Here is an 18,734-nt window from a genome sequence, read left to right as displayed (position 1 = left end):
GGCGTTTCGCCAGAGGCCTGGCGCTCAGCCGCGATCCGCCGCGGCCGGTCCCGGCGGCGGAATGTCGCCCACCGCCGCCGCGCCGGTGTCCTTGCGCAGGCGCTTGACCTCGTCGACGCTGACGCTCGGCGCCTGGTTGCCCCAACTGGTGCGGATGAAGTTGACCACGTCGGCGATCTCCTGGTCGTTCATCCGCCAGCCGAACGGCGGCATGGTGAAGCTCGACGGTGCCTGGTGGGTGGCCGGCAGGGTGCCGCCCTTGAGCACGATGTGCACCAGGGAGGTCGGGTCGCTGCCGGTCACCACCGGGTTGCCGGCCAGGGCCGGGAAGACCCGCGCATAGCCCTTGCCGTCGGTGCGGTGGCAGGCCCCGCAGTTGTCGACGTAGAGCGCCGCGCCGGTCTTGCTGTCGTCGCCGTGGAACAGTGCCTGGGCCACGCTCTCGTCGTAGACGTGCGGCTGGTCGGCGGGGTCCGCCGGCGGCAGCGACTTGAGGTAGCGGGCGATGGCGGTGAGGTCGGCGTCGGTCATGTACTGCATGCTGTGCACCACCACGTCGGACATGCCGCCGAACACCGCGCTGCGCTCGCTGCGGCCGGTGCGCAGGAAGCTGACCAGGTCGGCTTCGCTCCAACTGCCCAGTCCGGTCCGGTGGTCGCCGCGCAGGCTCTTGGCGATCCAGTTCTCCAGCGGCGCGCTGCCGGACAGGTAGGCCGCGCCATCGCTCGCCGCCAGGGCCTTCTCCTGCATGCCCAGCCCACGCGGGGTATGGCAGGCGCCACAGTGGCCGAGGCCTTCGACCAGGTAGGCGCCGCGCGCCAGCACCGGGTCCTGCCCGGCGGCGGCCTGGAAGTCCTTCACCTCGGGAGCGAAGGTCCAGCGCCAGAATGCCAGCGGCCAGCGCATCGACAGCGGCCAGGGGATGTCGCTGGCCTTGTTGGGCTGCTCCACCGGCTCCACGCCATGCATGAAGTAGGCGTAGAGGGCGCGCATGTCCGCTTCGCTGACTCGCGCGTAGGACGGGTAGGGCATCGCCGGGTAGAGGGTGTCGCCGGACCTGGCCACGCCGTGGCGCACGGCGCGGTCGAAGTCCTCGAAGCTGTAGTCGCCGATGCCAGTCTTGCGGTCCGGGGTGATGTTGGTCGAGTACACCGCGCCGATCGGCGTTTCCATCGGCAGGCCCCCGGCGAACGGCTTGCCGTCCCTGGCGGTGTGGCAGGCCACGCAATCGCCGGCGCGGGCCAGGTATTCGCCCTGCCTGACCAGGGTCGGGTCCGGCGCTGCGGCGGCCTGGGCGATGCCGCAGGCGAGGGCGGAGAGGGCGAGGAAGGCTGTCGGTTTCATCGTTGCGCTCCTCATGCCTGCACCAGCGGACCGGGGTTCTTCAGGTATTGCTCGCGGATCGCCTTGGCCGACCAGTAGGCCAGCGCCGCCACCAGCCCAGTGGGGTTGTAGCCGGTGCCCTGGGGGAAGGCCGAGGCGCCCATGACGAAGACGTTGTGCACGTCCCAGCTCTGCAGGTAGCGGTTGAGCACGCTGGTCTTCGGATCGCTGCCCATGATCGCCCCGCCGAGCAGGTGGGTGGTCTGGTAGACCCGTGTATTGAAGTGGTCGCCGAAGTTCTTGACGCTCACCGAGATGGCCTTCGGGTTCATCGCCTCGGCGATCTTGCGCATGTGCTCGGTGACGTAGCGGCTCATGCGGATCTCGTTGTCCTTCCAGTCGAAGGTCATGCGCAGCAGTGGCTGGCCGTAGGCGTCCTTGTAGGTCGGGTCGAGGTCGAGGTAGTTGTCGCGGTAGGTCATGTTGCTGCCGTGGGCGTCCATCGACACGGTGTGCGTGTAGGCGTCCTTGACCGCCTGTTTCCAGCCGCTGCCCCAGCTCGGCGTGCCGGGCGGCACGGCGAGGCCGCCGATCGGCTTGGAGCCGGCCTGGTTGACCCACATCGGCGAGCCGCCGACGAAGCCCAGCGGTCCGTGGTCGAAGTTGTCGGCGTTGAAGTCGTCCACCGCCACGCCGCCACCACCGGTGCCGACGAAGGGGTTGGTATGCACGTCCTTGTCGAAGAACGCCTTGATGGTGGCCATGTTCTGGTAGGCGAAGTTCTTCCCCACCACGCCCTCGCCGGTGCGCGGGTCGTAGGGCTTGCCGATGCCGGAGAGCAGCAGCAGGCGCACGTTGTGGAACTGGAAGGCGCTGATGATCACCAGCTTCGCCGGCTGCACGATCTCGCGCCCCTGGGCGTCGACGTAGATCACGCCGGTGGCCTGCCTGCCGTCGCTGTCGAGGTTGACCTTGAGCACGTTGCAGTTGGCGCGCAGTTCGAACAGCGGGGTCTGGCGCAGCGCCGGCAGGATGTTCAGGTTCGGCGAGGCCTTGGAATACATGTAGCAGGCGTAGCCGCTGCAGAAGCCGCAGAAGTTGCACGGCCCCATCTGCACCCCGTAGGGGTTGGTCCAGGGCCCCGAAGCGTTGGCCGCCGGCAGGTCGTAGGGGTGCAGGCCGAGTTCCTCGGCGGCCTTGCGGAACAGTTGCGCGGAGTACACCTGGCGCAGCGCCGGCAGCGGGAAGTCGTCCGAGCGGTCGGCGGCGAACGGATTGCCCGTGCCGACCACCTGGCCCTTGACCGTATGCGCGGTGCCGGAGGTGCCGAAGACCTTCTCGGCGAAATCGAAGTGCGGCTCCAGCTCCTCGTAACTGACCCCGTAGTCCTGGATGGTCATGCCTTCGGGGATGAATTTCTTGCCGTAGCGTTCCTCGTAGTGACTGCGCAGGCGCAGTTCCTCGGGCATGATCCGGAAATGCACGCCGGACCAGTGCAGGCCGGCGCCACCGACGCCGTCGCCGGGAAGGAAGGCGGAGAGCTGACGGTAGGGCAGCGCGGTGTCGTTGATCCCGTGGCGGATGCTCACGGTGCTCTTGGAGAGATTCTGGAACAGCTTGCCGCGTGTGTTGTAGGTCAGCTCGTCGAGGGTGTTCGGGTAGGCGCCGTCGGGATAGGTATCGCGGTTCTCGCCGCGCTCCAGCGCCACCACGTTGAGCCCGGCCTCGGTCAGCTCCTTGGCCAGGATCGCTCCGGTCCAGCCGAAGCCGACCACCACCGCGTCCACCGGTTTGAGTGTCGTCGCCATGTTCAGCCCCTCTCGCCGGAAATCGCCACCGGCGGGAAGGGATACTTCTCGCCACGGTCGGCCCAGTCCATGAAGTCGGCGCGGGCACCGGGGAAACCGACCAGCTTCCAGCCCACCAGGCCGCGATTGCCGCCGTGCTGCGGATCGGAGAAGAAGCCTTCGTGGGTGTTTTGCAGCAACTGGCCGAAGAGCAGCTTGGCCGGCAGGTCCTGCAGGTCGATCTGGCCGGCTTCCAGGCGTTGCAGGATGTCGTCCTGCGCCGACGGCTCCAGCTCGGCGAACGGCTTGCCCTGGTTGGCCTTGCTCCAGCGTTCCAGGGCGGCGATGCCGACCCGGTAGATGTCGCGTGGCACCAGCTTCAACTGATGGCCGAACTCCGGCGCGGCGTCGGTGACGAACGGCCCCTGCATGTACCAGAGTGCGCCGTGCCCGTAGGGGGTTTCCATCTGTCGGTCGATGAACTCCGGCACCCCGGCCTCGATGGCGCCGGGGCCGTTGTCGTCGCTGGGGATCAGTCGCGCCACCGCAGCGTTGACGAAAGCCCATTCGGTGTTGGTGAAGAAGCGAGGCTGGTAGCGTTCGTGGGGTTTGTCCTGCTCGGCGGCGGGCGTCTGCATGGCATGGCCGACGCCATAGCCGGCCAGGGTCACCGCCGGGATCACGGTCAGGGTCTTGCGCAGGAAGTCGCGGCGGCCGTTGACGGCCTTGTCATCGGGCATGGTGGGGTCCTCTCTGGATCATCACGGTTTCGTCTTTCTGATAATGATTAGCAGGCTAATTATAAGTTCATGTGTCACGTTGAAAAAACGTTTCAGCAAGGATTCAGGCGGGCCAATACCGGCAAGTGAAGCAGAACGGCGCGCCGGGCGTCGGCCCGGCGCGGCCTTCAGGCGCCTCGCCGTCGCGCCCAGGCCGAAGGATTGACCAGGTTCAGCGGCCGCTCGCCGGCGAGGGCGGCCAGCAGGTTGTCTACCGCGCAGCGGGCCATGGCTTCGCGGGTTTCCTCGGTGGCCGAGCCGATGTGCGGAGTGGCCACCACATTCGGCAGGCGCAGCAGCGGCGAGTCGGGAGACAGCGGCTCGCGCTCGAACACGTCGAGGCCGGCGGCGCGGATCCGCCGCTGGGCCAGGGCCTCGATCAGGGCCGCCTCGTCGACCACCCGGCCACGGGAGATGTTGATGAAGATCGCCTGCGGGCGCATCCGGGCGAACTGCGCGGCACCGATCAGGCCTTCGGTGGCGGCGGTCAGCGGCAGGGTCAGGCAGACGAAGTCGGATTCCTCGAGCAGCGCGTCGAGGGAGCGGTAGCTCGCTGCGTAGCGTTCTTCGACGTGGGGCTTCGGGCTATGGCTGTGGTACAGCACGCGCATGCCGAAGCCGTGGTGCCCGCGCCGGGCCAGGGCCTCGCCGATGCGGCCCATGCCGACGATACCGAGGGTCTTGCCATGCACGTCGGTACCGAACTGGGCGGCGCCGACGCTCTTCTTCCATTCCCCGGCGCGCACCCAGCCGGCCAGTTCCACTACCCGCCGGGCTGTCGCCAGGATCAGCGCGAAGCCGGTGTCGGCGGTGGTCTCGGTGAGCACGTCGGGGGTATTGCTGAGGAGGATGCCGCGGCGGTCGAGGTAGTCGATGTCATAGTTGTCGACGCCCACCGAGACGCTGGCGATGGCTTCCAGTCGCGGTGCCAGGTCGAGCAGTCCGGCGTCCAGGCGCAGGCTGGCGCCGAGCAGGCCGTGGGCCTCGGGCAGGGCGTCGCGCAGGCGGGCCAGGCCGTCGCGGCCGGGCTCCTCGACCAGGAGCACCTCGACCCGTTCGCGCAGGCGTTCCATCAGGGGCGCGGAGAGACGTTTGTAGAGAACCACTTTCTTCATCGGATGCTCCGGAGTCGGTCAGGGGTGGGCCGGCGCCGCCCGCCGCGAGGCGTGCGCGCGAGCGGCATCGGGCTCGCGCTTGTCGGCGTGCGGGTTGAGGAACACGGTGAGCAGCACCGACAGCAGCAGCGCTCCGCTCATGAACAGATAGGAAGCCCCGGGCCCGCCGGTGATGCCGTTCAGGTAGCCGACCAGCCAGGAGCCGGAGAACGAGCCCAGCGCGCCCATGCTGTTGATCAGCGCCATGGCGCCGCCGGCGACGTTGGCCGGGAGGACTTCCGGGACGATGGCGAAGAACGGTCCGTAGGGCGCGTACATGCAGGCCCCGGCCAGCACCAGCAGGGCGTAGGACAGCCAGAAGTGCTCGCTGCCGAGGGCGTAGGAACCGTAGAAGGCGATGGACGCGATGAGCAGCGGCGGCCAGACGAAACGCTTGCGTTTCTGCAACCGGTCCGAGGCCCAGGACACTCCGAGCATGGCGATCACCGCCGCCAGGTAGGGCAGCGCCGACAGCCAGCCGGCTTCGATGATGTCGATGTTGGCGCCGTGCTTGAGGATCGACGGCAGCCAGAGGACGAAGCCGTAGACGCCGATGCTCCAACAGAAATACTGCAGCGAGAGGACGATGACCTTTGGCGAACGGAACGCCTCGCGGTAGTTCTTCACTGGCTTGATGCCCTGCTGCTCGGCGGCCAGGGCGTCTTCCAGGTCGCGTTTTTCCGAGCCGCTCAGCCAGGCGGCCTGGCGCGGGCGGTCATCCACCAGGCGCCACCAGATGAAGGCCCAGATCACCGCCGGCAGGCCTTCGATGATGAACATCCAGCGCCAGCTGAAATGCTCCACCAGGTAGCCGGAGACCACCGACATCCAGAGGATGGTCACCGGGTTGCCGAGGATCAGGAAGGTGTTCGCCCGCGAGCGCTCGGCGCGGGTGAACCAGTGGCAGAGGTAGACCAGCATCGCTGGCATCACCGCCGCCTCGACCACGCCGAGGAGGAAGCGGATGCCGATCAGCAGGTAGACGTTGGCGACCATCCCGGTCAGGGTGGCCAGCCCGCCCCAGAGGATCAGGCTGACGAAGATCAGCTTCTTGACGCTGCGCTTTTCCGCGTAGATCGCCCCCGGCACCTGGAAGAAGAAGTAACCGAGGAAGAACAGCGCGCCCAGCAGCGAGGACAGCCCGGGGGTGATCCGCAGGTCGTCGGCCATCCCGGAGGCGGCGGCGAAGCCGTAGTTGGCGCGGTCCAGGTAGGCCAGGCTGTAGGTGACGAAAACGATCGGCATGATGTACCACCAGCGGCTGCTGGCGAGGCGAGGCATGGTCATGGTCGGTATCTCCTGAGCTTGTCTTGTTCTTGTCGCAACAGGTGCCGCGTGGGCGGCGGGTTCAGGCGCTCCTGCGGCGCTCGCGGTCGAGCAGTTGGCTGCGTTTCGGCAGCCCCTCCATGTCGCCGCGGACCTGTACCGCGCGGCTGCCGATCCAGTTGCCGCGCGCCACCGCGTCGGGCAGCGGCAGGCCTTCCAGCAGCGCGCTGACCACCCCGACCGCGAAGCCGTCGCCGGCGCCCACGGTGTCCACCACGGTCGCCACCGGCACGCCGGGGACCAGCCCTTCGCCGTGGGCATCGCGATAGTAGGCGCCGCTCGGGCCGAGCTTGATCGCCACCGCGTCGACACCCATGTCCAGGTAGAACGCGGCGATATCCGCGGGTTCCTGCCAGCCGCTGAGCAGGCGGCCTTCCTCCAGGCCCGGCAGGACCCAGTGGGCATGCGCGGCGAGGGCGTTGATCTCGGCGATCATGCGGCGCTCGCTGGGCCACAGCGAGGGCCGCAGGTTGGGGTCGAAGGACAGGCTGGCGCCCTTGCCGCGCATGCGCCGCATCAGTTCGTGGGACAGTTCGCAGGCACTCGCCGAGAGTGCCGGCGGAATGCCGGTGGCGTGCAGGTGGCGGGCGCCGAGCATTTCTTCGCGGATATGGGCGAGGCCCAGCCGGCTGGCCGCCGAGCCGCGGCGGAAGTACTCGACCCGCGGGTCGGCACCATCGACCTCGCGGGACTTCATCTGGAACCCGGTGGGCGCTTGCGCGTCGACCTCGACGAAGCGGCAGTCGAGACCCTCGCGGGTCAGGCTGTCGAGTACGAAACGGCCGAGCGAGTCGTCGCCGACCCGGCTCAGCCAGGCCACCGCGAAGCCGAGGCGGGCGAGGCCGATGGCGACGTTGCTGTCGGCGCCGGCGATGCGCTTGCCGAACTGCTCGACGCGGTCCAGTTCGCCGGGCTGTTCGGCGACGAACATGGCCATGGTCTCGCCGAAGCAGAGGATCTCGAAGTCAGCCATGCTGGCGTTCCTCCTGGGGATGGCCGAGGCGGGCGAGGGCGGCGATGTGCCGGCGGCTGAGACTGAGCAGGTCGTCGCCCTGCAGCGGGTATTCGATGGCCCGCGCCACGCCTTCCGGGAAATGCTGCAGCAGGCGCTGCCAGTACTGCAGGTCGGCGGCCGACGGCGGCATCGCGACCAGCTTGCCGTCGCGGTTGCGGATCACCGCCTTGCAGTGCACGTAGCCGACGTAGCGGCCCAGGCGCAGGGCGGCATCGTCCACCGCCTGCTCCTGCCAGCGCCAGTTGCCGATGTCGAAGGTCATCGCCAGGTCCAGTTGCTGGCGCTCGGCGAGGCGGAAGAAGCGTTCCAGCACCTCGATCCGGCCGCCCTGGGGCGTCTGGTCGTTCTCCACCAGTAGCTGCAAGCCGTGGCGCGCCAGGCGCCGGGCGAGGGCGGCGAGGTCGGGCTGTTCCGGCAGATGACCGAGCGAGACCTTGAGCCAGCCGGCCCCGCAGGCTTCGGCGCGGCGCAGGGTCGGCTCCAGCTCGGGGTTCAACTGGCCGTCTTCGCGCCACAGCTCGAGGGGCGAGGAGAACACGCATTCCAGCCCCTGCAACTGGATGGCGGCGGTCAGCGCTTCGGTATCCGGCGGGCCGGCGAAGAGTTCCTCGCGCAGTTCCACGCGCTGCGCGCCGGCCATCCCCAGCAGGGGCAGGAAGCTGGCCTGGCCGCGACTGCGAACGAGGTCCGCGCCGTAGCTGGAAAGACTGATGGAGACAGGGTGAAGGGACATTGGCGATCCTCTGAAACCGGTTTCATTTCAGGCCGTGCGAAAGCCGCCGGCAACGCGCCGGCGGCAGGCCGCTAGCCGCGTGGATGGGTCGAGCCGCGAACGATCAGTTGCGCCGGGAAGGTCACCCGGCGCGCCGGCTCGCGGTCGCCTTCGAGTCGCGCCAGAAGGCGCTCGAAGGCGGTGCGGCCGATTTCGTCGGTGGGTTGGGCGAGGGCGGTGATGCCGCTGCCCACCAGTGGGTACCAGTCGAGTTCGTCCAAGGCCAGCAGGCCGACCTCATCGAACAGCCGGCAGCCGAGGTCGCGCAGTTGGCGGGTAGCGCAGAGGGTGGCGACGCCGTTGCAGGTGAACAGCGCCTTCGGCCCGGGGCCGCTGGCCGAAAGGAAGGCGCGCAGGCCGTCGCGGAAGAAGTCGTCGGTCTGCAGGACCTGGCCCTTGAGCGCCGGTCGCCGGCCGATGGAGGCATTGAAGGCCTGGACCCGCTCGATCCGCGAGCTGGTGCCGTCGAGCGGTTCGGTGACCAGCAGGATGTCGCGGAAGCCGCGTTGTTGAAGGTGGTCGAGGGCCTGTTCGACGGCGTCGGCGTTGTCCAGGCCGACCAGGTCGGTATCCAGCTCGGCCAACTGGCGGTCCACCAGCACCATCGGCAGTTCGCGGTGCAGGGCGCGCAGTTCGCCGGGATGGTGGCCGAGGGTGTTCACGATCAGTCCTTCGACGTTGTAGGACTGCAGGGCGGCCAGGTGATGACGTTCCTGCTCGTCGTCGCGGTCGGTATTGCACACCACCAGGCTGTAGCCGTGTTCGCGGCAGGCGGTTTCCACGCCATGCATGACGGCCACGGAGTAGGGGTTGAGGATGTCCGCCACCAGCATTCCGATCAGCCGTGTGCGCCCGCGCTTGAGGCCTCGGGCCATCTGGTTGGGGCGGTAGTCGAGCTGGTCGATGGCGCGCTCGATGCGCCGGGCGGTGGCATCGGCGAGCAACTGGCGGTCGCCGCCGATATAGCGCGACACGCTGGCCTTGGAGACGCCGGCGGCCTCGGCCACCTGGTTGATGGTGACGCGGCCACGGCTGGGCAGTACTGAACCATTCACGGACCTGGTACCTCTTGGTGCTGTTCTTATTGGTGTGTCCGGCTGGTCTTCGCCAGCGGATGCCAGGAGCTGAAACCGGTTTCAGAAAATACCAGAAGGCCGATGCCCGTCAACGGAAAAAAACGCCTACCGAGGGTCGGCCAGGCATGACAGCCAGGAGGCTGTTCATGAAAAACGAATAATCGTTTCGCATGATGGCTTTCGATTATTAATGTCGAATGGGATGAATGTGCCGTATCTCCATAAATAAAAAGGAAGTTTGTCCAATACTTGAGAAACTACTTTAAGAGTGGTTTGTCGGTAGAAAGCGATCAATCAGGCGGGGCTCGCTGACATGAAAGCACCCGGCCGACCGTCTGAAGCAGTTCTCACTTATCGGAAAACGAAGGTGGCGCGCTGAAACTTATGCGCGCCTGGCGGTCTTTAACGACGACCTGACCGCCCGGTCGCGTCATCACGCTCACCGATCGTTGCGGGTCCTGTCGAATGCCGCCGTTCCGTCGCAGCAGGATTTTTTCGACAAGACCCGTCCGGACCCACTTCCCGGCTAAGGAATGACAGGATGAGCGCCGCCCTGGAGCGATTGAATCATCTGAACCTGAATCACTTGTATGCCTTCGTCGCCGTCGCCGAACACAACAGCTTCACCGCCGCGGCGGAGGCCCTGGGCTTGTCGAAATCGCTACTCAGCGAGCAGTTGCGACGCCTGGAGGCCGACCTCGGGATCCAGTTGCTGACCCGTACCACCCGTCGCATGACCCTTACCGATCGCGGCGAACTGCTGTTCGGCGTGGCCCAGCGCATGCTCGGCGAGCTGGACGGCGCGCTCTCCGATGTGCGCGACTTGCAGGGCGAGCCCAGTGGCCGGTTGCGCATCACCGCGCCGCAGGACTTCGTCAAGTGGCACATCAGCAGCGTTTCCGCGGCGTTCATCCGGCAGTTTCCCAAGGTCCAGGTGGAAATGCTGGCCGATGACCAGTTCAGCGATCTGGTCGGCCAGCGCATCGACCTCGCGGTACGTATCGGCTGGCCGCGCGACTCCGGCCTGCATGCCAGCAAACTGTGCGACTTCCAGCAGGTTGCCGTGGCGACGCCGGGATACCTCGCCGGCCTGCCGCCGGTGCTCCAGCCGCACGACCTGGCGCGCTGCGAATGGATCGGCCATACCCGCCTGAGCACGCCCTGGACCTGGACCTTCGAACGCCAGCGCGAGCGTGCCACGGTACAGACCCGAGGGCGCCTGCTGGCGAACAACACCCTGGCGGTGTACCGCTTGGTGCTCGACGGTGCCGGCGTCAGCGTGCTGCCGAGCTTCCTGGTGGCCCGCGAGATCGCCCGCGGGCGGCTGGTCCGGCTGCTGCCCGGCTGGCACCTGCCGCAGGGCGGCATCTATGCCCTGTACCCCTCGGCGCGCTACATGCCGGTGCGGGTCAGGGCGTTCATCGAGTCGCTGCGCGAGCATCTCGGTCGCGAGCCGTTCCGCCTGGCGCAGGGCGAATGACGCCGGGCATCCGTGCCTGGGCGGGAGGGCGAATAACGCCACAGGCGTTATTCGCCGCTGGCGTCGCGGATAGGCGGCGGATAACCGCGAGCGGTTATTCGCCTTACGGCCCCAGGCTGCCCAGGTAGCCGGCGAGCGCCTGGATGTCGCTATCCTCCAGGCCGCCGGCGACCGCGCGCATGGTCGCGCTGTTGCCGCGCTTGCCGTCGCGGAAGCCGTGCAACTGGGTTGCCAGGTATTCCGCCCATTGCCCGGCAAGGCGCGGCGCCTTCAGCGCCGCCAGGCCCTGGGCGGCGGGCCCGTGGCAGGTGACGCAGGGGGGGACGCCGCGCTGCGCCAGGCCGCCCTCGAAGAGCTGGCGGCCGCGTTCGCGTTGCCTCGGGTCGGCCAGGGTCTGCTCGCCGGCGCTCATGCGCTGGGCGGCGAACCAGGCGGAGACGTTGACCACGTCCGCCGCGCTCAGCTCCTCGCCGCGGCCGTTGGTGGCCGGGTTGCGCCGACGCTGGGTCTTGAGGTCGTAGATCTGCTTGTACAGGTATTCCCGGTCGAGCCCGGCGAGCTTCGGGTAGCTGCGGTTCGGTCGTGGCCCGCCGTTGCCGTCGTCGTCGTGGCAGCGCGAGCACATCTTCTGTGCCATCGCCTTGCCGCGCGCCAGGTCGGCCGGCGCGTCCGGGCCCGGCACGGCGGCGGCCAGCGGCAGGGAAAGCAGGGCCGAGAGGCAGCCGGCCAGCCAGCGTTTACGCTCAGTCATGCTGCCAGGGCCCCCGTAGCCAGCCGTGGATGTCGTAGTCGGCCATGCAGCGCTGGACCATCGCCTCGCAGTAGGCCAGGTGCCCGCGACGGCTGGCCCAGGCCAGCGAGTCGAGGCGGATCTGCTCGGCATTGCCGGAATAATGGCTCTCATAGACCGCGTGGCGCGCGCCGAACTCGCTGCCGGTGGCGTCCCAGATCAGCTTGAACAGCTTCAGGCGCTGCTCCGGCTCCAGCTCGGCACCGCGGTAGTAGCTGTCCACCAGCCGCCGCGCCTCGCCGTCGCGCAGGTCGGCGGCGCCCGAGACGGTGACCAGCGGGGCGCCGCCGAGGGCGCTTTCCAGCAACTCGCGGACACGCTTCCAGATCTGCGGCACCTGGATGCGCAGGGCATTGGCGTACTCCAGGCGCGGCACCGCCGAACCGGCGGCGTTGCGCTCCGGGTCGCGGGCCATGGCGGTGGTCAGCGCCTGCAGCAGGTGCTGCAGGGCGATCAGCTCGCCGAGGGCCGCCTGTATCCCGCGGAAGCCCTGGGTGCCATTGGCGCGCACGCCGAGGGAAAGCAGGCCGATCATCAGTTCCAGCTTCACCCCGAGGCGGATGCCGGACTGGAAGTTGTACAGGTTGGCGAAGCCCGACTCGGCATAGAAGCCGGTGGCGCGGCGCAGGTCGCGGTAGACCAGGACGTCCTCCCAGGGAATCAGCGCCTTGTCGAACAGCAGCACGCTGTCGTTCTCGTCGAAACGACTGGACAGCGGGTAGTCGAAGGGACTGCTCGCGCGCTCCTCGTAGGATGGCCGGCACATCAGGCGCAGGCCGGGGTTGTCCATGCGGGCGAAGAACACAACGGCGAAGTCCTCGGCCTTGCCGGCCTCCATCTGCGCCGAGGCGACCGGGGCGACGAAGGTGGCGTTGGTGATGGCGCTGCCGGTGGCGAGCATCTTCGCCCCGCTGACGACGATACCCTGGTCGGTCTCGCGTTCGACGTGGACGAACACGTCGCGCATCTCGTGGATCGCCTTGCTGCGGTCCAGCGGCGGATTGATGATCGCGTGGTTGAGGAACAGCCCGCGGTCGGCGAAGGCGCGGTGCCAGGCGCAGGCGTTCTGCCGGTAGTCGCCGTAGAAGCCGGCGCCGGCCTCCAGCCCGGACATGAACGCCGCCTTGTAGTCCGGGGTACGCCCCATGAAGCCGTAGGTCATGCGCGACCAGCAGCCGATCGCCTCGCGCGCGCCGAGCAGGTCCTCGGCGTTCTGCGCGGGGGTGAAGAAGCGGTGGCTGCGGCGGCCCTGGGCATCGACCCGGGTGAGGACGTCGCGCTGCTCGCCGTGGAGGCCGTCGTAGAGCCCGGCGATGCTGCGGCAGGCGTTGCGGAACGCCCTGTGCCGGGTGACGTCGGCGACCCGTTCGCCGTTGAGGTAGACCTGGCGACCGTCGCACAGGCTGTCGAGATAGTCGGCGCCGGTCATCAGCGCGTTGGGGACGGAATGGCTCATGCTGGTTCCTTGTCGGGACGCCGGCCGTGGCGCGCACGGCCGGCGGGGCGGTCAGTCGCGCTGCAGGTGCGGGTTGCGCAGCGCCGGCTCGGCGTGGATATGCACCCGCCGCAGGTGGCGCGGCGCGCGGTGGACGAAGGCCTCACGACCGTGCAGCAGGGTCAGGTTGTCGGCGATCACCAGGTCGTCGCTGCGCCAGCGGTGGGCGTAGTGCGCCTGTGGGTGGTACAGGCAGCGGCGCAGGCTGGCGAGCAGTTCGCCGCGCTGTTCCGGGGCGATGCCGTCGTAGTGGAACTCGGAGGGGTTGATGAAGCTGGCGTCGCCCTCGACCGGCGGTTCGCAGAAACGCAGGATAGGGAATTCGCGGCGCGGGTGGCGCTCGACTATCGGCGCCGCCGAGCGGCTGCTGTAGTGCGCCGCGCTGCGCTGGTACCGGCCGCTGGCGCGGCGCCAGAGTTCCAGCTCGCTACTGTCGGCCAGTTGCAGCGCCGCCGGGGTCGAGCTGAAGGTGGTGCGGCCGCCGTCGCTGTCGCCGGGCGCGTCGACACAGTGGAACAGCTGGAATTCCGGCACCGTCTCCAGGTACATGCCGTCCCAGTGCAGCGGCACGTAGTTGTTGGCGAAGATGTGGTCCTCGGCGCCTTCCTGTTCCACCAGCTCGAGCACCGCGCCGAACGGCCACAGCATCACTTCGCCGAAGTCGTGGCAGTAGCGGGTCAGGCTCTCGGCGTCGGCGAAGGCGGCGAAGCCGCGCAGGAGCAGCAGGTGGTGGCTGCGCGCCAGGCCCTTGAGCCACTGCGCCGGCAGCTCGCCGACGTGCATGCCGGGGCGGCCGGGCTCCAGCAGCAGGCCGAAGCGCGGCTGGTTGCCCTGTTCGTCGCGCAGCGGCGAGAGACGTACCGGTTGATCGCTGAGATAGGCGTTCATCGTCTGGCTCCTCGGGCTCAGGCCACGGCGGCGCGCCGGGCGGCCCTGGCCGGCAGGCGGTAGTGACTGGGCTGGCCGTTGATCTGCACCAGTTCGCCGCCGAGTTCCAGCACCTCGCTGCGCTTCATCAGCACGAAGCGGTCCTCGGTGTTCACCGCCACGCCGTGCCAGGGCGTCAGCCAGTCGTCGCGGGTCGGCATCATGTGGATGCCGAACTTCAGGCTGTCCGCCGGCTGCGGATGGATGGACAGGCGGATCGCGCGGGGGAACTGGTCGGCCAGCAGCGCGCCCCAGGCCCAGCTGCGCTGGATCACCCCGTAGGCGCGCTCCTTGGCGTCGCGTTGCAGGGCGGTCTTCGAGCCCTGGTAGTCGGGGGTCAGGCCGTCCTCGTAGAGGAAGCGGGTGATGGCGCGGTACAGCAGCAGGCCTTCTTCGCTGGCCAGCAGGGTCTCGCGGATGCTTTCCAGCGGCTCGGCGTAGCCGTCGATCAGCAACTGGCGGAGCTGCTCGTGGTTGTCGCGCTGGGCCTCGAAGGCGCGTACGTCCTCCAGGTTGAACACGCCGATATGGGTGGCGCCGATCTCCTCGATCATCAGGCGCAAGGCATCCTGGTAGGCGCTGATGTGCGCATCGCCGATCCTCACCAGGTCGCCGAACACCCGGCCGTCGGAGCAGACGGTGATCTTCGCGCCCGGTGCATAGAACAGCTGGATGCGCTGGCACAGGTGGTTGAGGAACGACAGCGACAGGCGCTCGGCCATGTCCGGACGGCTGTCGAGGACCTTGCCGGGGTTCGGCGACTTGGCCGGAAACGCCGGCAGGACGAACTCGATGGGCTCGCCGGCTTCGATGAAGGCGGCGATGCGCGGCAACTGGACCTGTTCGATGCGGCGGACCTCGTCCGCTTCGCTGGCGCTCTGGCGATGCTCGGGGTAACGGCGGCGATAGAGCAACAGTTCTTTCAATACGCGTGCGGGAAGGGTGTCTTCGGCGATGGCGTACATGCAGGTGTTTCCTCCTTGTGGGCGGATGCCGGCGGGGCCGGCAGCGGAAGGCGACATCCTGTGGACTCGCCGCCGGGGGATAAACCGGGGAAGGCCGGAAACACTGTTCGCTGAAGCTTGACGATGGGCGCCGGGCACGGGCGGGCCGCGGGCGTTGTCGCGTATCGCGGGGAGGGCGGAAGGAAGCGGCCGCCGGCGGGCGGCCGCAGGGCGGTCAGTCGGCGTTCTCGCCGCACAGGTCGAGGGCGAACCAGCGTTGCGCTTCGTCGCGTCCAAGGCCGGCGCCGAGCAGGCCGAAGAGCTTGCCCAGGGCCGCCTCGCGGGTCATTCCGCCAGCCGAGAGCAGGCCGGCGTCGCGCAGGCGGCTGCCGGCGGCGTAGACGCCGAACTCGACCTGGCCGTAGGCGCACTGGCTGACCGCGGCGAGCAGCACACCGCGGGCGTGGGCTTCGCGCAGGGTCGCCAGCAGCTCCTCGTCGTCGGACGGGCCGGTGCCGCTGCCATAGCATTCCAGCAGCAGCGCTTCCACGCCGCTGTCGAGCAGCCCGCGCAGGTGCGCGGCGCGCAGCCCTGGATAGAGCGGCAGCACGGCGAGGTTCACTTCCCGGCGCGGCTGGCGGTAGCCGAGCGCCGCAGGCACCGGCGCAGGCTCGGCGTGGCGCGGTCGCGGCAGTTCGGCGAAGGCGTCGAACGCGTCGCTGCGCAGCTTGCTGACTCGCGCGCCGTGCAGCAGGGCATCGTTGAAATAGACCTGTACGCCGCGCGCGTGGCCCTCCTGGAGGACGCGCAGGGCGCCGACCAGGTTGTCCCAGGCATCGCTGCCCGGCGCGCCGGCCGGCAGCATGGAGCCGGTCAGCAGCACCGGGATCGGCAGGTCGAGGAGCAGGAAGGACAGCGCCGCGGCGCTGTAGGCCAGGGTGTCGGTGCCGTGCAGGAGCAGCACGCCGTCGTGGCCGGCGTCGAGCGCGGCGACGATGGCGTCGCGCATCGCCAGCCAGTTGCCCTGGGTCATGTTGGCGCTGTCCAGCGGCGGTTGCAGTTCGGCGAAGCGCCAGCGCAGGTCCGGGGCGTCGCCGAAGCTTTGCAGGTGGTCGCGCATGCGCGCTTCGAAGCCGCCGGCCGGGGCCAGGCCCTGCGGGGTCTGCAACATGCCGATGGTGCCGCCGGTGTAGAGCACGAAGAGGTTCTTGACTGGGAGCATCCGTAATCCTTGTGTCGGGCCTTTTCGCGACGGACGTGCGAAGAGGGGACGCCATTGTGGCGCAGGCGCCGCTCCAGGGGGAGGGCGCCTGCGCGAAACTCAGCGAGTGCCGCTCGGCAGCGGCTCGGCGTCCGCCTGCGCCGGGGGCTCGGCGTGCTGGCCGGCGGGCCAGGCTTCGCGGTCCAGGTCGAGGTCGGCGAACTGCGCCGAGTCGAACACCGGCTGCTTGATCCCGGCGCGGCGCTGCACGTCGTAGTCGCGCATCACCCGCAGGCCGACCTTGAACAGCAGAGCCAGGGCCATCAGGTTGACGAAGGCCAGGCAGGTCATGGTGATGTCGGCGAAGGCGAACACGGTGGACAGGTCCTGCACCGAGCCCCAGACCACCAGGGCCAGCACCAGCGCGCGGTAGCCGATCAGCACCAGGCGGTTGCGGCTGAGGAACTGCAGGCTGTTCTCGCCCAGGTAGAAGTTGTAGAGGATGCAGGTGAAGACGAACAGCGACAGGGCCACGCTGACGAACACCCGGCCCCAGTCGCCGACCACCGCGGCCAGGGAGTTCTGGGTGAGGACGATGCCGTCGCCTTCGAAGCCCGGGGTGTAGAAGCCCGAGAGCAGAATCAGCAGGGCGGTGCAGGTGCAGATCACGAAGGTGTCGAGGAACACGCTGAAGGCCTGGACCACGCCCTGCGCCGCCGGATGGCGCACGGCGGCGACCGCGGCGACGTTCGGCGCGCTGCCCAGGCCGGCCTCGTTGGCGAAGACGCCGCGCTTGACGCCCATCACGATGGCGCTGCCGAGTAGGCCGCCGAACGCCGGGTCGAGGCCGAAGGCGCTCTTGACGATGGTTTCCAGCATTGCCGGGACGTGCTCGATCTGGCTGGCGATGACGTACAGGGTGACACCGATGTAGGCCAGGGTCTTGATCGGCACCAGCAGGTCGGAGACCGCGGCGATGCGCTTGATGCCGCCGATGAAGACCACGCCGAGCAGCACCGCCAGGGCGATCCCGGTGTGCTGCGGGGCGAAGCCGAAGGCGTTCTGCAGCGAATGGGTGACGGTGTAGGACTGCAGGCCGTTGAAGGCGAAGCCGTAGGTCACCAGCAGGAGTACCGCGAAGACCACCGCCATCGAGCGCAGCTTCAGGCCGTGCTGGATGTAGTAGGACGGGCCGCCGCGATACAGGCCGTCGCCGTCGCTGCGCTTGTAGACCTGGGCCAGGGTGCATTCGAAGAAGCTGCTGGACATGCCGACCAGCGCGGTGACCCACATCCAGAACACCGCCCCCGGACCGCCGAGGGTCACGGCGATGCCGACCCCGGCGATGTTGCCGGCGCCGACCCGGCCGGCGAGGCTCAGCATCAGGGCCTGGAAGGAACTGAGCTGGCCGGCCTGGCCGCGCAGTGATTCCCTGAACACGCCGAACATGTGGCCGAAGTGGCGGAACTGGACGAAGCGCGAACGGATCGTGAAGTAGGCGCCCAGGCCGACGATCAGGACGATGAGGACTTTTCCGGAAAGGAAATCGTTGAGCATTTCAAGCATGGAGGTCTACCTCGGTTCTTATTCTGGTGTCGGCGTGCGTTGCGGCAGCGCCTTGGTGCGCGGCGCATGGTTGGCCATGACGCACCCGGTTACAATTTCGCGGGTTGCTCCTGCTTGATGCGACCTGATGCTAGAATCGCGTCCATAGCATCACTTTCGGAGCCGCCGATGTCCGAGCACCTGGGCGCCAATCTCAAGCTGCTTTGCAGCCATTACCGCTCGATTTCCGAGGTTTGCCGGCAATTGGCGATCAATCGCGCGCAGTTCAACAAGTACCTCAGCGGCCAGAGCCAGCCGACGCCCTACAACCGCAAGCGGATCGGCGACTTCTTCGGCGTCGAGGACTACGAGCTGGGCTTGCCGCCCGAACAGTTCGCCCGCCTGATCGGCGCCCGTGCCAGCGCCCAGCCGCGCCAGTCCAGCAACGACCCGCTGTTGCGGCTGCTGCAACCGCTGCGCGCCGAGGCCGGCGACCTGGGCCGCTACTGCGGCTACTACTTCGAATATGCCAACTGCATGTCGGTGCCAGGCAGCATCCTGCTCTCCCTGGTGCATCTCTACGAGGAGGACGGCGTGTTCCTCTTCGAGCGCCAGGAACGCCAGGAGCGCACCAGCAGTACCGACGTGCAGGCAGAGGAGTGGGCGCGTTGCCGTTATCTCGGCGCGGCCTTCCAGTTGCAGGACCGGGTGTTCCTGATCGACTACGAGTCGCTGACCCTCAACGAGATGAGCCAGACCATCCTCATTCCCAGTTTCAAGAGCCGTATCACCCGCCTGAACGGCCTGAAGATGGGCGTTTCCAGCGGTGACCGGCGGACCCCGGCATGCAGCCGGGTGGTCTGGGAGTACCTCGGTGCGGAAATCAACCGGATCAACGCCTACCGCCAGGTGCGCCTGTACCGCCCGGACGATCCGCGGATCGACGAGGATATTCGCCAGCGCCTGGCGGCGGGGAGCTTGCGGCATGGGTTGCTGGAGACGGAGTGAGGGGCGGGGGATCGCGCAGGGCGGTGAGACCTGCTGACGACCCGGTTCGCGGCCACGAAAAAAGCCCCCTTGCCCGACGGGCAAGGGGGTAATGTGCGCCGGTGGTTGGCCG

The 18,734-nt window shown here is 68.3% G+C and carries 16 protein-coding genes; 2 read left to right on the top strand and 14 right to left on the bottom strand.

What is annotated here, in order from left to right:
- Nucleotides 1-24 precede the first annotated feature (24 nt).
- The 8 genes from LT948_RS24805 to ptxS all read right to left on the bottom strand — a co-directional run bounded on the left by LT948_RS24805 (nucleotide 25) and on the right by ptxS (nucleotide 9,211).
- Complete coding sequence (locus tag LT948_RS24805) at nucleotides 25-1,344, bottom strand: cytochrome c (protein WP_023099583.1); 1,320 nt, start codon at nucleotides 1,342-1,344, stop codon at nucleotides 25-27.
- Between the two features lie 11 nt (nucleotides 1,345-1,355).
- The gene (locus tag LT948_RS24800; protein WP_073657021.1) at nucleotides 1,356-3,131 is read right to left on the bottom strand and encodes a GMC family oxidoreductase; all 1,776 of its coding nucleotides are present in this window, start codon (nucleotides 3,129-3,131) and stop codon (nucleotides 1,356-1,358) included.
- Nucleotides 3,132-3,133: 2 nt separating this feature from the next.
- Complete coding sequence (locus tag LT948_RS24795) at nucleotides 3,134-3,850, bottom strand: gluconate 2-dehydrogenase subunit 3 family protein (protein ID WP_033995475.1); 717 nt, start codon at nucleotides 3,848-3,850, stop codon at nucleotides 3,134-3,136.
- Nucleotides 3,851-4,017: 167 nt separating this feature from the next.
- A complete protein-coding gene (locus LT948_RS24790) occupies nucleotides 4,018-5,004 on the bottom strand; it encodes a 2-hydroxyacid dehydrogenase (protein ID WP_023097613.1) in 987 nt (328 codons plus the stop codon).
- An 18-nt stretch (nucleotides 5,005-5,022) separates the two neighbouring features.
- Nucleotides 5,023-6,330, bottom strand: coding sequence for an MFS transporter (locus tag LT948_RS24785; protein WP_003113740.1), 1,308 nt, complete (start codon nucleotides 6,328-6,330; stop codon nucleotides 5,023-5,025).
- Nucleotides 6,331-6,391: 61 nt separating this feature from the next.
- A complete protein-coding gene (locus tag LT948_RS24780; RefSeq protein ID WP_003089272.1) occupies nucleotides 6,392-7,342 on the bottom strand; it encodes a sugar kinase in 951 nt (316 codons plus the stop codon).
- Nucleotides 7,335-8,117: a TIM barrel protein gene (locus LT948_RS24775; protein ID WP_033995477.1), complete on the bottom strand. Its 783-nt coding sequence runs from the start codon at nucleotides 8,115-8,117 to the stop codon at nucleotides 7,335-7,337. The genes LT948_RS24780 and LT948_RS24775 overlap by 8 nt, the downstream gene beginning before the upstream one ends.
- A gap of 71 nt (nucleotides 8,118-8,188) precedes the next feature.
- On the bottom strand, nucleotides 8,189-9,211 hold the full coding sequence (gene ptxS / locus LT948_RS24770) for a transcriptional regulator PtxS (protein ID WP_003089268.1): 1,023 nt from the start codon (nucleotides 9,209-9,211) through the stop codon (nucleotides 8,189-8,191).
- Between the two features lie 562 nt (nucleotides 9,212-9,773).
- Between ptxS and ptxR the strand changes: the two genes are divergently transcribed.
- A complete protein-coding gene (gene ptxR / locus LT948_RS24765) occupies nucleotides 9,774-10,712 on the top strand; it encodes an HTH-type transcriptional regulator PtxR (RefSeq protein ID WP_003110741.1) in 939 nt (312 codons plus the stop codon).
- A gap of 103 nt (nucleotides 10,713-10,815) precedes the next feature.
- On the opposite strand, the gene pvcD is transcribed toward ptxR, so the two are convergent.
- The 6 genes from pvcD to LT948_RS24735 form a co-directional block, all read right to left on the bottom strand.
- Nucleotides 10,816-11,463 (bottom strand): paerucumarin biosynthesis heme-binding protein PvcD, encoded by a 648-nt coding sequence (gene pvcD, locus LT948_RS24760; protein ID WP_003120142.1) that lies wholly within the window; start codon nucleotides 11,461-11,463, stop codon nucleotides 10,816-10,818.
- Nucleotides 11,456-12,958 (bottom strand): paerucumarin biosynthesis protein PvcC, encoded by a 1,503-nt coding sequence (gene pvcC / locus LT948_RS24755; RefSeq protein ID WP_042858150.1) that lies wholly within the window; start codon nucleotides 12,956-12,958, stop codon nucleotides 11,456-11,458. The genes pvcD and pvcC overlap by 8 nt, the downstream gene beginning before the upstream one ends.
- A gap of 51 nt (nucleotides 12,959-13,009) precedes the next feature.
- Nucleotides 13,010-13,885: a paerucumarin biosynthesis oxygenase PvcB gene (gene pvcB / locus LT948_RS24750; protein ID WP_003089257.1), complete on the bottom strand. Its 876-nt coding sequence runs from the start codon at nucleotides 13,883-13,885 to the stop codon at nucleotides 13,010-13,012.
- Between the two features lie 17 nt (nucleotides 13,886-13,902).
- Nucleotides 13,903-14,889 (bottom strand): paerucumarin biosynthesis protein PvcA, encoded by a 987-nt coding sequence (gene pvcA, locus LT948_RS24745; protein WP_003139453.1) that lies wholly within the window; start codon nucleotides 14,887-14,889, stop codon nucleotides 13,903-13,905.
- Between the two features lie 214 nt (nucleotides 14,890-15,103).
- Nucleotides 15,104-16,090 carry an asparaginase gene (locus tag LT948_RS24740; RefSeq protein ID WP_024947110.1) on the bottom strand — a complete coding sequence of 329 codons (987 nt, stop codon included), beginning with the start codon at nucleotides 16,088-16,090 and terminating at the stop codon, nucleotides 15,104-15,106.
- A gap of 99 nt (nucleotides 16,091-16,189) precedes the next feature.
- Nucleotides 16,190-17,635: an alanine/glycine:cation symporter family protein gene (locus LT948_RS24735; RefSeq protein ID WP_003089254.1), complete on the bottom strand. Its 1,446-nt coding sequence runs from the start codon at nucleotides 17,633-17,635 to the stop codon at nucleotides 16,190-16,192.
- A gap of 168 nt (nucleotides 17,636-17,803) precedes the next feature.
- On the opposite strand from LT948_RS24735, the gene LT948_RS24730 reads away from it, so the two are divergent.
- Nucleotides 17,804-18,622 carry a transcriptional regulator gene (locus tag LT948_RS24730; RefSeq protein ID WP_003089253.1) on the top strand — a complete coding sequence of 273 codons (819 nt, stop codon included), beginning with the start codon at nucleotides 17,804-17,806 and terminating at the stop codon, nucleotides 18,620-18,622.
- The last annotated feature ends 112 nt before the right edge of the window (nucleotides 18,623-18,734 follow it).

The organism is Pseudomonas sp. CP-1 (assembly GCF_021213715.1).
Taxonomy (GTDB): domain Bacteria; phylum Pseudomonadota; class Gammaproteobacteria; order Pseudomonadales; family Pseudomonadaceae; genus Pseudomonas; species Pseudomonas aeruginosa.
Note: the sequence above shows the minus strand (reverse complement) of the source record. Positions and strands in the feature narration are given on the sequence as shown.